General features: G+C 71.2%; 17 protein-coding genes and 1 riboswitch. Of the genes, 9 read left to right on the top strand and 8 right to left on the bottom strand.

Features of this window, described 5'->3' with window-relative positions; genetic code table 11:
* Positions 1-64: 64 nt before the first annotated feature.
* The 8 genes from AAG689_RS20510 (at position 65) to AAG689_RS20475 (ending at position 6,118) form a co-directional block, all read left to right on the top strand.
* On the top strand, positions 65-1,183 hold the full coding sequence (locus AAG689_RS20510) for an MlaE family ABC transporter permease (protein WP_406623526.1): 1,119 nt from the start codon (positions 65-67) through the stop codon (positions 1,181-1,183).
* 3 nt (positions 1,184-1,186) lie between these two features.
* Positions 1,187-2,002: an ABC transporter ATP-binding protein gene (locus AAG689_RS20505; protein ID WP_020229933.1), complete on the top strand. Its 816-nt coding sequence runs from the start codon at positions 1,187-1,189 to the stop codon at positions 2,000-2,002.
* The gene (locus AAG689_RS20500) at positions 2,002-2,994 is read left to right on the top strand and encodes an MlaD family protein (protein WP_406623525.1); all 993 of its coding nucleotides are present in this window, start codon (positions 2,002-2,004) and stop codon (positions 2,992-2,994) included. The genes AAG689_RS20505 and AAG689_RS20500 overlap by 1 nt, the downstream gene beginning before the upstream one ends.
* On the top strand, positions 2,991-3,671 hold the full coding sequence (locus AAG689_RS20495; RefSeq protein WP_406623524.1) for an ABC-type transport auxiliary lipoprotein family protein: 681 nt from the start codon (positions 2,991-2,993) through the stop codon (positions 3,669-3,671). Before AAG689_RS20500 ends, AAG689_RS20495 begins: the two co-directional genes overlap by 4 nt.
* 57 nt (positions 3,672-3,728) lie before the next feature.
* Positions 3,729-4,352, top strand: coding sequence for a phosphoadenosine phosphosulfate reductase family protein (locus AAG689_RS20490; RefSeq protein ID WP_406623523.1), 624 nt, complete (start codon positions 3,729-3,731; stop codon positions 4,350-4,352).
* 232 nt (positions 4,353-4,584) lie between these two features.
* A complete protein-coding gene (locus tag AAG689_RS20485; protein WP_020229929.1) occupies positions 4,585-4,803 on the top strand; it encodes a CsbD family protein in 219 nt (72 codons plus the stop codon).
* A gap of 64 nt (positions 4,804-4,867) precedes the next feature.
* Positions 4,868-5,446 carry a hypothetical protein gene (locus AAG689_RS20480; RefSeq protein WP_406623522.1) on the top strand — a complete coding sequence of 193 codons (579 nt, stop codon included), beginning with the start codon at positions 4,868-4,870 and terminating at the stop codon, positions 5,444-5,446.
* A 174-nt stretch (positions 5,447-5,620) separates the two neighbouring features.
* Complete coding sequence (locus AAG689_RS20475; RefSeq protein ID WP_406623521.1) at positions 5,621-6,118, top strand: hemerythrin domain-containing protein; 498 nt, start codon at positions 5,621-5,623, stop codon at positions 6,116-6,118.
* Positions 6,119-6,124: 6 nt separating this feature from the next.
* On the opposite strand, the gene AAG689_RS20470 is transcribed toward AAG689_RS20475, so the two are convergent.
* From AAG689_RS20470 to AAG689_RS20440, 7 genes are all read right to left on the bottom strand, one after another.
* A complete protein-coding gene (locus AAG689_RS20470; protein WP_020229926.1) occupies positions 6,125-6,352 on the bottom strand; it encodes a hypothetical protein in 228 nt (75 codons plus the stop codon).
* Complete coding sequence (locus AAG689_RS20465) at positions 6,349-7,800, bottom strand: cell envelope integrity protein CreD (RefSeq protein ID WP_406623520.1); 1,452 nt, start codon at positions 7,798-7,800, stop codon at positions 6,349-6,351. The genes AAG689_RS20470 and AAG689_RS20465 overlap by 4 nt, the downstream gene beginning before the upstream one ends.
* A 92-nt stretch (positions 7,801-7,892) precedes the next feature.
* Positions 7,893-8,258 carry a fluoride efflux transporter CrcB gene (gene crcB, locus AAG689_RS20460; protein WP_020229924.1) on the bottom strand — a complete coding sequence of 122 codons (366 nt, stop codon included), beginning with the start codon at positions 8,256-8,258 and terminating at the stop codon, positions 7,893-7,895.
* 102 nt (positions 8,259-8,360) lie between these two features.
* Positions 8,361-8,434: riboswitch (Fluoride riboswitch) on the bottom strand.
* Positions 8,435-8,441: 7 nt separating this feature from the next.
* Positions 8,442-9,857 (bottom strand): two-component system sensor histidine kinase CreC, encoded by a 1,416-nt coding sequence (creC, locus tag AAG689_RS20455; protein WP_406623519.1) that lies wholly within the window; start codon positions 9,855-9,857, stop codon positions 8,442-8,444.
* A 60-nt stretch (positions 9,858-9,917) separates the two neighbouring features.
* Positions 9,918-10,592, bottom strand: a complete 675-nt coding sequence (locus AAG689_RS20450; protein WP_406623518.1) for a response regulator — start codon at positions 10,590-10,592, stop codon at positions 9,918-9,920.
* A gap of 2 nt (positions 10,593-10,594) precedes the next feature.
* Positions 10,595-11,230 (bottom strand): MarC family protein, encoded by a 636-nt coding sequence (locus tag AAG689_RS20445; RefSeq protein WP_020227196.1) that lies wholly within the window; start codon positions 11,228-11,230, stop codon positions 10,595-10,597.
* Complete coding sequence (locus AAG689_RS20440) at positions 11,230-11,976, bottom strand: SDR family oxidoreductase (RefSeq protein WP_406623517.1); 747 nt, start codon at positions 11,974-11,976, stop codon at positions 11,230-11,232. The genes AAG689_RS20445 and AAG689_RS20440 overlap by 1 nt, the downstream gene beginning before the upstream one ends.
* Positions 11,977-12,027: 51 nt before the next feature.
* On the opposite strand from AAG689_RS20440, the gene AAG689_RS20435 reads away from it, so the two are divergent.
* Positions 12,028-12,717: a dienelactone hydrolase family protein gene (locus AAG689_RS20435; protein WP_406623516.1), complete on the top strand. Its 690-nt coding sequence runs from the start codon at positions 12,028-12,030 to the stop codon at positions 12,715-12,717.
* A 44-nt stretch (positions 12,718-12,761) separates the two neighbouring features.
* Here AAG689_RS20435 and AAG689_RS20430 read toward each other — a convergent pair whose 3' ends face one another.
* A complete protein-coding gene (locus tag AAG689_RS20430) occupies positions 12,762-13,496 on the bottom strand; it encodes a GntR family transcriptional regulator (RefSeq protein ID WP_406623515.1) in 735 nt (244 codons plus the stop codon).
* Between the last annotated feature and the right edge of the window lie 105 nt (positions 13,497-13,601).

The following is a 13,601-nucleotide window of genomic DNA, read 5'->3' as shown; positions in this document are numbered from 1 at the left end:
GCAAGCGCCGCGGACTGTGCAAAACTGGGCGCGCACCGGGCTTCGCGCCCTCCGTCGTTCCTACATGCCCCTGTTCACTCCGCCATCGGTCGCCCTGGACAACGCCGCCACACCCCGCGCATTGCCGCAGGGGGACTGGGTGGCGGCCGCCTTCGCCGACCGCCGGGCCTGGCGGCGCCTGGCCGCGCAGCTCAAGGCCTGCGGACGGGGCCATGCATGGAGCCTGCAGGGCCTGGAGCGGCTGGACCACGTGGGCGCGCAGGTCCTGTGGAACCACTGGGGGCGCGCCTGGCCCGCGCAGGTCGAGCTCGACGACGCCCAGCGCGCCATGCTCGAGCGCGTGGCGCAGTTCACCACCGAGCAGGCAGGCGCCGAGCGCTGGCGCCTGGGCGACCAGGTGGACCGCCTGGGCGTGCTGGTGCTGCACGCGCTGGACCACCTGAAGCACCTGGTCGAACTCACGGGCCAGCTGCTGCTGGACGTGCTGCGGCTGCTGCGCAACCCCCGGCGCGGGCCATGGCGAGACATCTCTGGGCACCTCTACCGCATGGGCACCACGGCGCTGCCGATCACGGCGCTGGTGGGGTTCCTGATCGGGGTGGTGCTGGCCTACCTGATGTCGCTGCAGCTGCGGCAGTTCGGCGCGGAAACCTTCATCGTCAACATCCTGGGCATCTCGCTGATCCGCGAACTGGGGCCCATGCTCGGCGCTATCCTCGTGGCAGGGCGCTCGGGCTCGGCCATCACCGCGCAGATCGGCGTGATGCGCGTGACCGAGGAGCTGGACGCCATGCGCGTCATGGGCATCCCGCACGGCTTTCGCCTCGTGATGCCGCGCGCGCTGGCCCTGGGCCTGGCCATGCCGCTCGTGGCGCTGTGGACCACGCTGGCCGCGCTGGCGGGCGGCATGCTCGCGGCCGACGTGGCCATGGGCATCTCGCCGGCCTACTTCGCGCAGGCGCTGCCTGCCGCGGTGAAGGTGGGCAACCTGTGGCTGGCCATGGCCAAGTCGGTGGTGTTCGGCGTGTTCATCGCGCTCATCGGCTGCCACTGGGGCCTGCGCGTCAAGCCCAACACCCAGAGCCTGGGCGAGGGCACCACCGCATCGGTGGTGAGCGCGATCACCATGGTCATCATCGTGGACGCGCTGTTCGCCATCGCGTTCAAGAACGTTGGATTCTGAACAATGAGCGACGAAACCGCAGTCGTCGACATCCGGGGTCTGTCCACCGTCTTCGGCAAGGGCAGCGAGGCCTTCGCCGTGCACCAGAACCTCGACCTCACCGTGCGCCGCGGCGAGATCCTGTCGCTCGTGGGCGGCTCGGGCACGGGCAAGACGGTGCTGCTGCGCCACATCCTGGGCCTGACGCGGCCCACGCGCGGCAGCGTGACGGTGCTGGGCCGGCCCGCTGGCGAACTGGGCGGCGACGGCGCCAGCAGCCGCGTGGGCATGCTGTTCCAGCACGGCGCGCTGTTCTCGGCCTTCAACGTGCTGGACAACGTGGCCTTCGCCCTGCGCGAGCTGGGCACGCTGCCGCAGGAGGTGGTGAACGACGCGGCCATGGTCAAGCTGCGCCTGACCGGCCTGAAGGCCGAGCACGCCCTGCGCATGCCCGCGGACCTGTCGGGCGGCATGATCAAGCGCGTGGCCCTGGCGCGCGCGCTCATCATGGACCCGCCGCTGCTGCTGCTCGACGAGCCCACGGCGGGTCTGGACCCGAACAGCTCCGACGAGTTCTGCGCGCTGCTGCGCGAGCTGCACGCGGCGCTGGGCCTCACCGTCATCATGGTCACGCACGACCTGGACACGCTGTTCGCCCTGTCCACGCGCGTGGCCGTGCTGGCCGACAAGCGTGTCATCGTGGAAGGCACGCCTCAGGAGGTGGCGCACTTCCCGCACCCCTTCATCGACCATTTCTTTCTCGGAGAGCGCGGCCGCCGCGCCATGGCGGCCCCGCCCGCAGACGCTCCCACTGCCGCGCCGGCGGCCAAGGAACCCTGATGGAAAACAAGTCCCATGCCCTGGCAGCGGGCCTCTTCGTGATCGTCGTGACGGCATTGCTGGCCGGCCTGGGCCTCTGGCTCACGCGCGACACCACCGACTACACGCTCTACGAGCTGTCCAGCAAGGAAAGCGTGAGCGGCCTGCAGCCCCAGGCCGCCGTGCGCTACAAGGGCGTGGCCGTGGGCAAGGTCACCCGCATCGGCTTCGACCCGCAGACCTCGGGCAACGTGCTCATCCGCATCGCGGTCAACACCGACGCACCCATCAGCCCCACCACCTTCGCCACCCTGGGCTACCAGGGCGTCACCGGCCTGGCGCACGTCCAGCTCGACGACGCGGATGCTCCGGTGCCGCGCCCTGCTTCCGGCCCCAGCGGGTTGCCGCGCCTGCCGCTGCAAAGCTCGCCCTTCAGCCAGCTGGCCGAGCAGGGCCCGGCCATCCTGGCCCAGGTGCAGGAGGCCACCGAGCGCATCAACACCCTGCTGGGCGACGAGAACCAGGAGCGCTTCGGCACGGCGCTGGACCAGTTCGGCCGCGCGGCCGGCAGCGTCGATGCGCTGGCGCGGCGGCTGGACCACACCGTCACCACGCGCCTCGACCCGGCGCTGGCCGTGGTGCCCGACGTCGCCCAGGATGCGCGCCAGACCCTGCAGTCGCTGCGCCAGGCCGGCAGCAGCGCCGCCACGGCCGCCCAGGAAGTCAGCCAGGCCGTGCGCACCCTCAGCGCCGAAGGCGGCGCGCTCGACGAGATCGCCAGCGGCGCGCGCAGCCTCTCGGCCGCGGCGGACCGCTTCGGCCGCGTGTCCCTGCCGCGCCTGAACCATGCGGCGGACGAAACGGCGCGTGCCGCGCGCCGGCTGGGCCGCACGGCCTCGGGCATCAGCGACAACCCCCAATCGCTCATCTACGGCGCGGGCCGCGCATCCGCCGGGCCGGGCGAGCCCGGCTTCGTGCCGCCCAACGCGCGCAATGGAGATCCAGTGGAATGACTGCTACTACCAAATCCATAGCTGGTCGCGCTTATTCAGCAAGCGCCAGGGCCGTTTTCGGCTTGATGTTCGCGGCGCTGGCCGCCGGCTGCTCCATCCTGCCCGAGCCGCCCGCGCGCGCCGATGTGTACGACTTCGGCCCCGGCCTCATGGCCCCCGCGCCCGCAGACCGGCAGGCCAGCCTGCCCCCGGTCGCGCTGGCCGAGATCTCCACCGTGGGCATCCCCGAAGGCAGCTCCGCGCTGCTCTACCGCCTGGCCTACGCCAACGCCCAGCAACTGCGGCCCTATGCCCACGCGCGCTGGAGCCAGCCGCCAGCGCAACTGCTGCAGCAGGCGCTGCGCGACCGGCTCGGCCAGCGCCGCGTGGTGGTATTGGGCGAGGACGGCATCGCCCAGCAGGTCGAAGGCACCGGCTGGCCCACCGTGGTGCGCGTGGAGCTGGAGGAGTTCAGCCAGGTCTTCAGCGCCCCGGCCAGCAGCGTCGGCCTGGTGCGCCTGCGCGCCTCTGTGGCGCGTGCCGCCAGCGCCGGCGACACGCTGGTGGCCCAGCGTGTGTTCGCCGTGCAGCGCCCCGCCGCCACGCAGGACGCCGCGGGCGGTGCGCGCGCCCTGGCCGAGGCCTCGGCCCAGGCCGCCGAGGAACTGGCGCAGTGGCTGGAGCAGCAGGGGCGCTGAGCGCGCAAACACCGAGGGAGCACAATGGGCGGTTTTCTCCCCCGCAAGCACCTTGCCATGAGCAGCATCGACCTCGCACACATCAACGCCACCCTCGGCCACGACGCCCAGGGGCTGGTGGACTGGGCCGTGGGCCTGGGCCGGCCGGCCATCGTCACCACCAATTTCCGTCCGTTCGAGGCCGTGATCCTGCACCTGTGCACGCGTGCCCAGCCCGACATGCCCGTGGTGTGGATGGACAACGGCTACAACACCGAGGCCACCTACCGCTTCGCCGACGAGGTGACCCGGCGCCTGCAGTTGAACCTCAGCATCTACCTGCCGCGCCGCTCGCGCGCGCACCGCGAGGCCGTGGACGGCCCCGTGCCGGCGCTGGATGATCCGCGCCACGCCGCGTTCACCGAGGAGGTCAAGCTCGAGCCCTTCGCCCGCGCGCTGCGCGAGACCGCGCCCCAGGTGTGGTTCACGGCTCTGCGCGCCAGCGACACCGCCGTGCGTGCGCAGATGGAGCCCGTGTCCATCAACCCCGACGGGCTCGTCAAGGTCGCGCCGCTGCTGCACTGGACGTCCAAGCAGCTCTACGAATACCTCGTGGCCCACGACCTGCCCAACAACTTCGACTATATGGACCCCACCAAGGGCGAAGACAACCGCGAGTGCGGGCTGCACCTGGCGCACTGAGCCGCGCTTCCCGCCACCCCCAGAGAGACGTGCGCCGCACGTCTTTTTTTTGCCCGGTCCGTGCTCCTTCGGCCTACATGCGGCTGTCGCTCCGCGCTGACGCGGCCCGCGCACCTGCGCCGACGGGCTGCGCAGCGCACGCTGCCTACAGTCTCTCCATCGCCCCACGCACCGCGATTCCCGCCGCCGGCGGGACGGGCAGGCGGCGAAGCATTCCCAAGGAGAGCCAGTCATGAATGAGGACCGCATCAAGGGCAACTGGAAGCAGTTCACCGGCAAGATCAAGGAGCAGTGGGGCAAGCTCACTGACGACGACCTCGACGTGATCGCCGGCAAGCGCGACCAGTTCCTGGGCAAGCTGCAGGAGCGCCAGGGCCTGGCCAAGGACGCAGCGGAAGAGCAGCTCAAGAGCTGGCAGCAACGCAACCCCGACTTCCGTTTCGACGACTGATATCCGTGTGCGGCGCGCCTGTCGCGCCGCCCGCGCCCTTCCACATTCCGCAGGAGGACTATCCATGAAAAATACACGCAATCTGATCGCCCTGGTCGCCGCCGGCCTGCTCGCCACGTCCGGCATGGCCATGACCCGCGAGGAGCACAGCGCCGCCAAGGACCGCATCTCCGCCGACTACAAGGCCGCCAAGGCCCAGTGCGACACGCTGAAGGCCAACGCCAAGGACATCTGCATGGCCGAGGCCAAGGGCAACGAAAAGATCGCCAAGGCCGAGCTGGAAGCCCAGTACAAGCCCAGCGATAAGGCCACCTACAAGGTGCATGAAGCCCGTGCCGACGCCGCCTACGACGTCGCCAAGGAAAAGTGCGACGACCAGCAGGGCAACGCCAAGGACGTCTGCGTGAAGGACGCCAAGGCCGCCCACGTGGCTGCCAAGGAAAACGCCAAGGTGGCGCGCGCCCAGGCCAAGGGCGCCGACAGCACCGCTGCCAAGCAGGCCGATGTGGCCGACGCGAAGAAGGATGCCGCGGAAGCCAAGCGCGAAGCAGACTACAAGGCCGCCAAGGAACGCTGCGATGCCATGAGCGGCGACGCCAAGGACGCCTGCGTGGCTGACGCCAAGCGCATGTACGGCCAGTGACCGGCAGGCGCTTGGCGCCCGCCCCGCATGCCGCAGACCCCGCCAGCCCGACGCTGGCGGGGTTTTTTCATGGGCGCAGCGGAGCGCCCTGACCTGCGTCAACACGCGCGGCGGCCATCGCTCCTATGCTCGCGCCGCTTTGGAAACGGCTTCGCAATGGAAGGAATACAGGCCATGGCCGCACTGGAATGGTCCGCAGGACTGGCGCTCGACCTGCCCCTCATGGACAACACCCACCAGGAATTCGTGGCGCTGCTGCAGTCCGTCGAACTTGCGGACGATGCGCGGCTGCTGTCCGCCTGGCAGGAACTGGTGGAACACACGCAGGCCCACTTCGACCAGGAAGACCGCTGGATGCAGGCCACGCGCTTCGCTTCCGGCAACTGCCACAGCCTGCAGCACAAGGTGGTGCTGAAGGTCATGCGCGAAGGCGCCGAGCGTGCGGCCCAGGGCGAGCTGCACGTGCTGCGCGGCATGGCGGCCGAGCTGGCCGTCTGGTTCCCGCAGCACACGCAGGCCATGGACGCCGCTCTCGCGCTGCACCTGCGCCGCGTGGGCTTCGACCCCGCCACCGGCACCGTGCAGTCGCCCGACGCGCTGCCGCAGGAGCTGATCCATGGCTGCGGCGGTGCCTGCTCGTCGGCCGAGCACGAAGCCGAAACGCACGCCTGACGCACCTCACCAGCGCCGCGCGGGCAACAGCCCCGCCATGCGCCATGCGAGCTCGCGCAGCGCCTGCCGCAGCGCCGGCGTGATGCCGCGCCGCCGGGGCGTGTAGGCCGCGGCCAGCACGCGCTGCTTGGCGTGGCGCAGGGCGGCGCGGTCGCGTTCCTGCAGCGCGCGCATCAGCCGGTCGTGGTAGCGCTGCACACGCCGGGCCTCGGCGGGGGTGAGGGGTGCATTCATGCTGCCACCTCCTGCACGGGCATGCGCCGTGCCGCCAGCCCATACCAGTCCACCTTGCGCGTGAGCACCATCACCGCCGCCAGCACCGCGAACAGCGCCACCGCGCCCACCACCAGCGCCGTCTGCTCCAGCTGCAGTAGCCCGTAGAGCAGCCCGTAGAGCAGCGCGATGCCCGCGCCGAACGGCAGGCCGCGCCAGCGCCCGCCCAGCATGTGGCTGGCGTAGTAGCCCAGCAGCAGCACGCAGGCCCCGGCCGCCAGCGCGTAGGACAGGCCGAAGGGCAGATGCTCCGACAGGCTCACCAGCAGCAGGAAGAAGCTGCACAGCGCGCTGCCCACCAGCAGGTACTGCACGGGGTGCACGCGCAGCCTTTTCGTCGCCGGGCCGCCCCAAGACGAAAAAGCGGCCCCCTCGGGGGGCAGCGACCCGCGCAGCGGCGGAGCGTGGGGGCCATTGCTCATGAGCTCGAACAGGCCCACGGCCACGAAGGTGAGGGCGATGAACAGCACGCCGTACTTGGTGGCGCGGTCCGACAGCGTGTAGGGGTTCACCGGGTCGACGAAGGCGACGCTGAAGCTGTCGGCGCAGCGGTCGCCACCGTCTTCGGGCGCGTCGCAGACCGCGCGGCCCTTGGCAATGTCCTGCTGCGCCGTGGTGGCGAGCGACGACAGGCGCCAGCGCGCGGTGAAGCCGCCGTCGCCCACCTCGCGCTCCGACGGCAGGAAGCGCCCCGCGAACGACGGGTGGGGCCAAGTGCTCTGCATCTGCACCTCGGTCGTGCCGCCCAGCGGCACGATGGCCAGGCGCTCGGTGCCCACGAGCTCCAGGTCGAGCGCGGCCGTGAGCACGCCCTCGCGGTGGCGCAGCCCCTCGGGCAGTGCCGCATGCAGGCCGCGCGAGTACACCGGGTGGAAGGTGCCGGGCCTGAGCACCTGCGCGCTGCCGTCCACATCCACCTGCGCGGCGCGGATGCCGCGCGCGTCCTGTACCGCCAGCATCAGGATGGGCGCGCCGCACTGCATGCGCGAGCCGCGCACCGTGCCTTCGGGCCGCAGGGCCGCGAGGTCGGGCCACTGGGCCGTCAGGTGGGCCTTCAGGGTGTAGGCGTGGACCTTGTGCAGGCCGCGCGCGCGCTCCTGCATCAGTGCGGCGGACTGCACCTGCAGCCGCTCGGGCGGGGCCGTCAGCAGGAACTCGCGCCGCCGCTCCTCGGTGCGCCGCTCGGCGCCGGTGCCCACGGTCTCGTCCCAGCTCTCCACGCAGGCGCTGTGCACCAGCGGGCCGATCAGCGTCTGCGGGCCGGCCAGGCTCTGCGCCACGCCATGGGCGGCCGCACTGCGGTAGAGCTGCCGGTCGCGCACTACGTCTTCGATCAGGCCCAGGCCGAACAGCAGCAGCATGCCGACGGCCGCGAGCGCGGCGATTTTTGCGAACAAGGGATGTTTCAAGGGAAGGCTCCTCCATGGGTGGTTCATGGAGGAGCAGTGTTCGCCGCGCGGGTGAGAAGGCGATGAAGTTTGTGAGGCGAATGTGAAGCGGTTCAGCGTACCGATGCCATGCCCAGGTACAGCGCCCCCACGCCCAGCGCCACGGAACCCGCCGCGTAGAGCGCCGCCATCGCCGTCTCGCCGCGCGAGTGCAGCAGCGCCACCTCCAGCGAAAAGGTGGAGAAGGTCGTGAAGCCGCCGAGGATGCCGGTGGTCAGGAACAGGCGCGCCTGCTGCGGCAGCCCGCTCTTTTGCGCCCAGAACTCCACCACCGCGCCCATTACGAACGAGCCCAGCACGTTGATGCACAGCGTACCCCACGGGAACGCGCCGCTCAGCAGCCGCGCCGCGAGCATGTTGACGCCATGGCGCAGCGCGGCACCCACGCCGCCGCCCAGAAACACAAGCAGGAATTCCATGATGGATGCCGCCCTCAGAAAAGTTCAAAAGAAATCGGGCAACAAAAAACCCGCCAGGCGGCGGGTGGGGATGCATCCTGCCGCAGGCGGACGCCATGCGCCCGTGCCGCAGGAGCCATCAGCCATCGGGGCAGGCCCCGGGGCGGTTGTCGGGAAGCTCCATTCCCATCACACCGGTGCATTTTATGCGAACAGCAGCTCCGCGCGGCAGCCTCCGGCCGTGTTGCGCACGCGCAGCTGCCCGCCGTGCAGCAGCATCACGCGCCGCACGATCGCCAGGCCCAGGCCCGAGCCGCTGCGCTGGCCGCCAGGGCGCGCGGTGGTGAAAAAGCGCTCGCCCAGGCGCGCCAGCGCGTATTCGGGCACGCCCGGGCCTGCGTCCTGCACGGCGACGGTGCTGCCGTGCAGCTCCACGCGCACGGCGGTGCCCTCGGGCGAGAAGTCGATAGCGTTGTCGATCAGGTTGCCGATGGCGAGGGTGACCAGCTCCGCCTCCCACGCGCCGCTCGCGCCCTCGCCGTGCAGCTCCAGCGCCACGCGGCGCTGGTGCGCGCGCGCCCGCGCCTGGGCGATGGCGCGCTCGGCGCAGTCGCGCAGCGCCACGGGCGCGGCGGCCTCGGCGTGCTGGCGCTGCTCCAGCTTGGAAAGCTCCAGCAGCCGGTCGATCAGGCGCTGCAGGCGCTCGCTCTGCTCCACCACCTGGGCGGCGAACTGGCGGCGGTCGGCCTCGGGCAGGTCGTCGTGCAGCAGCTCGCCCGCGCCGCGGATGGCGGCCACGGGGCTTTTGAGCTCGTGCGTGAGGGCGCGCACGTAGCCCTCGATGTAGTCGCGCCCTTCCAGCCGCTCGCGCATGCGCTCCATGGCGCGGGCCAGGTCGCCCAGCTCGCCGGGCACCTGCGGCACGGCGGGCGGCGGGCCGTCGCCGCTGGGCCCCTGCACGCTCAGGGCGTAGTCGCGCAGGCGGCGCACGTGCCACACCGTCCACACGGTGACGGCCACGCCCACCAGGGCCGAGAGCGCCAGCAGCAGCACGCCGCCGCGCAGCACCTTGCGTTCGGCGCGGTCGATGAAGCGCTGCACCGTGCGCGTGGGCTTGGCGACGGTGAGCACGCCCGCGATGCGTCCATCCACGCGGATCGGCGCGGCCACGTACATCACGCCGCTGGTGTCGTCCTGCTGCACGTCGCGGCTGGCGCGCGCGCCGTACTCGCCGCGCAGCGTGCGCGCCACGTCGTTCCACTGCGAATAGTCCTGCCCCTCGGCCTGGCGCTCGCTGTCGAAGAGCACACGGCCCGTGGCATCGGTCACGTAGATGCGGAAGTCCAGCGACTGCTTGGCCAGGCCCCAGATCGCCGCGTCCACCGGGCGGCTGGCGTAGGCGCGCACGTGGCGGGCGAAGGCGCCGTCCGCCTGCATGCGCCCGGCGGCCAGGTCGTCGCTGGCCAGCTCGGCGAGGATGTTGGCGGTGTCCACCATCATGTCTTCCATCACCTCGCGCACGCTGGGCTTGATCTCGGCAGTGAACACGCGCAGCACGAAGAACGCGGCGATGCCGTTGATGAGAAAGAAGGCGAACAGCAGGCGGATGCCGAGGCGCATGGGCTTCAAAAAAGTGAGCTGCCTGCGCTTGGCAGGTAAGCGCTGGAGGCCGATTTGGCTTCAAACATCCAGGCAGTACCCCATGCCCCGGTGCGTGCTGATGTACTCGCGCGCCGGGTCGGCTTCGCGCAGCTTGGCGCGCAGGGTCTTGATGTGGGTGTCCACGGTGCGGTCGGTGCTCTCGCTGTCGTCGCCCCAGGCGGCGGCGAGCAGCGCGTCGCGCGCGTGGATGCGGCCCGCGCCCGCGAGCAGCGTGGACAGCAGGCGGTATTCGCGCCGCGTGAGCGCGAGCGGCTGGCCGTGCAGGAAGATGCGCTGGCCGGCCGCGTCGTCGTGGAAGACCGGGGGCGCCGCGGCGGCGGGCGCGGCCGCGCGGCGCAGCAGGGCCTTCACGCGCGCGGCCAGTTCGCGCGGGCTGAAGGGCTTGGGCAGGTAGTCGTCGGCACCCAGCTCCAGGCCGAGCACGCGGTCGATCTCCTCGCCGTGGGCGGACAGCATGAGCACGGGCAGCGTGGGATGCGCGCCGCGCCGCAGCTCGCGCAGCAGGTCCAGGCCGTTGCCGTCGGGCAGGCCCACGTCGAGCACCAGCAGGTCGAAGCACGCGCCCCGCAGTTGAGCCCGCGCGTCGCCCAGCAGCAGGCTGTGCGTGACGGCCAGGCCCTCGCGCTCGAAGGCGTAGGCCACGGTGCGGGCGATGGCGGGGTCGTCCTCGACGAGCAGCAGCCGCGTGCCCATGGCTACCCTGCCAGCGCCGGGAACAGCTTGGTCAGCCCGTCGGCCATCACCTCCACCGCCAGCGCGGCCAGGATCAGGCCCATGAGCCGCGTCATCACGCTGATGCCGGTCTTGCCGAGCACGCGCGCGATGGGGTCCGCCAGCGAGAAGCACAGCGCCGTGGCCGCCGCGATGACCACGCCGTAGCCCACCAGGGCCGCGTGCTGCCAGAAGTTCTGCGCGCGGTCGGCGTAGATCACCACGGTGGACATGCTCGCCGGCCCGGTGAGCAGCGGGATGGTGAGCGGCACCACGGCGATGCTGTCGCCCGCGGCGGCCTTTTCGGCGCCCTGTTCCAGCTCGTGGGTGTGGGGCTTGGCCTCGGCGGGCTGGGCGTTGAGCATGTTCATCGCGCTGATGAGCAGCAGCATGCCGCCGCCCACCTGGAAGCTCTGCAGCGAGATGTTGAAGAACGCCAGGATCTGCAGGCCCAGCAGCGCGCAGGCCGCGATCACGCAGAACGCGCTGAAGGCCGCCACCTCGATGGTGCGGCGGCGCTGCGCGGCGGTGAAGCCCTGCGTGTAGTGGATGAAGAAGGGCACGATGGCCAGCGGGTTGACGATGGCGAGCAGCGCGATCAGCGGCTTGATGGACTCCATCAGCGGCCTCCGGAGACTTCCATGAAGCTGGCCGTGGTGTAGGGCGAGGCGTCCGACATCAGCCACACGATCGCCTCGGCCACCTCCTCGGCCGTGCCGCCGCGGCCCATGGGCACCTGGTGCGCCAGGTCGCGCACGCGGTCGGGCAGGCCGCCGCTGGCGTGGATCTCGGTCTCGATCAGGCCGGGGCGCACCGCGTTCACGCGGATGCCCTCGGCCGCCACCTCGCGCGCCAGGCCCAGCGTGAGCACGTCCACCGCGCCCTTGGCGGCCGCGTAGTCCACGTACTGGTGCGCCGCGCCCAGCCGCGCGGCGGCGCTGGAGAGGTTGACGATGCTGCCGCCCGCGCCGCCGTGTTTCGTGCTCATGCGCTGCACCGCCTCGCGCGCGCAGTAGAAGCTGCCCAGCACGTTGATGTCGAACATGCGGCGCAGGCGCTCGGCGCTCATCTCGTCCACGCGGGCGGGGCGGTCCACCACGCCTGCGTTGTTCACCAGCGCGGTGAGGCGGCCGAGCTGCCGGTCCACGGCCTCGAACATCGCCAGCACCTGCGATTCCTCGGCCACATCGGCCTGCACCGCGATGGCGCGGCCGCCCGCGTCCGCGATGCGGCGCACCACGCCGTCGGCGGCATGGGCGTTGTGTGCGTAGTTCACGGCCACGGCCCAGCCGTGGCGCGCGGCCAGCAAGGCGGTGGCGGCGCCGATGCCCCGGCTGCCTCCGGTGACGAGAACGATCTTGTCCATGATCGGATGACTCCTGCAAGAATCGCGCATTTGAACAGGAAAGGAGCTGCCATGGGCCAATGGATCCACCTCACCTCGGCCGACGGTTTCACGCTGCCGGCCTGGGAGGCGCGCCCCGATGCCGCGCCGCGCGGCGCGGTGGTGGTGCTGCAGGAAATCTTCGGCGTCAACGCCCACATCCGCGCGGTGGCCGACCGCCTGGCCGCGCGCGGCTACCTCGCGGTGGCGCCCGCCACGTTCGCGCGCGTGCGCCCGGACGTGGACCTGGGCTATGGCGACGAGGACATGCGCACGGGCCGCGAACTCAAGGCCGCCGTGGAGGCCCTGCCCGCGCCGGGCGTGCTGGCCGACATCCAGGCCGCCATCGACCACTCCGCCCAGGCCAGCGGCCGCAAGGTGGGCGTGGTGGGCTTTTGCTGGGGCGGCCTGCTCGCGTGGCGCGCGGCCTGCCTGCTGGAGGGCCTGTCGGCCGCCGTGCCCTACTACGGCGGCGGCATGACCACGGCCGATGAGGCCGCCCGCCAGCCGCGCGTGCCGGTGCTGGCGCACTTCGGCGAGCGCGACCACTTCATCCCCGTGGACGGCGTGCAGGCCTTCGCGCGCGCCCATCCCGAAGTGCAGGTGCACCTGTACGCCGCGGACCACGGTTTCAACTGCGACCACCGCGGCAGCTACGACGAGGCCGCCGCCATGGCGGCGCGCGACCGCACGCTGGCCTTCCTGGACCAGCACCTGGCCTGACGCTCCAGGCCGCACCGGCGCCGCCAGCGCGGCGGCGCCGCCACCTATTCCCGGCTGCGGCTCATCTCCATCGAGAAGGTGAAGCGGCTGGCGGGGTGGGTGGAGCGTGAAATCTCCAGCAGCTCCCCCGCCGCGTCGTAATAGCGCCGCGTGATGCGCAGCGCGGGCGAGCCCGCTTCCGCCTGCAGCTCGCCGGCCAGCCCGGGGGGCATGAGGATGGCATCCACTTCCTGGCGGATGCGCGTGATGGCGCGCCCGTAGCGCGCCTCGATCAGGGAGCTGATCAGGGTTTCGGGCGACTCGCGCACCAGCGCGTCGATGTCGCCGAATGCTGCGTCCACGTACACGTCGGTCCAGCAGATGGGGCGGGCCGTAGGCGTGGCGTCTTCCATGCGCAGACTGGAGATGTGCAGCCAGCGCGTGCCGCCGGGGCAGTCCAGCTCCCGGGCCAGCGCCAGGTCGGCCACCAGCCGTTCGGAGCCGCGGACGACGCGCACGTGCCGGGCGCCGAACTGGGCCAGTTCGTCCACCGTGGCGATGGACTGCGTGAACCCCGCCGCCGGCCGCGTGGCCTCCACGCGCGTGCCCACGTTCTTGCGCCGGGAGATCAGCCCCAGTTCCTGCAGCTCGTCCAGCGCCTTGCGCACCGCATAGCGGCTCAGGCCGTGCGTCTCGCACAGCTCGAATTCGGTGGGCAGCAGAGAACCCACGGGATAGGTGCCGGCCGTGATGGCCTCGGCCAGGTCGCGGGCCAGGTCGGCGTAGGTGGTCTTGTTCATGGCGTGCGGCAACGGCTCAGGGTTATTCCTGATTCTTGATTGTTCGAACATATCTACAGTTGATTTGTTCGAACATATCTATATGTTCGATGTATGTCCACTCAC

This window comes from Acidovorax sp. SDU_ACID1, from assembly GCF_045291395.1.
In the GTDB taxonomy this organism is placed as follows: domain Bacteria; phylum Pseudomonadota; class Gammaproteobacteria; order Burkholderiales; family Burkholderiaceae_C; genus MR-S7.
The sequence above is the reverse complement of the archived record's forward strand: the minus strand, read 5'-3'. Positions and strand labels throughout refer to the sequence as shown.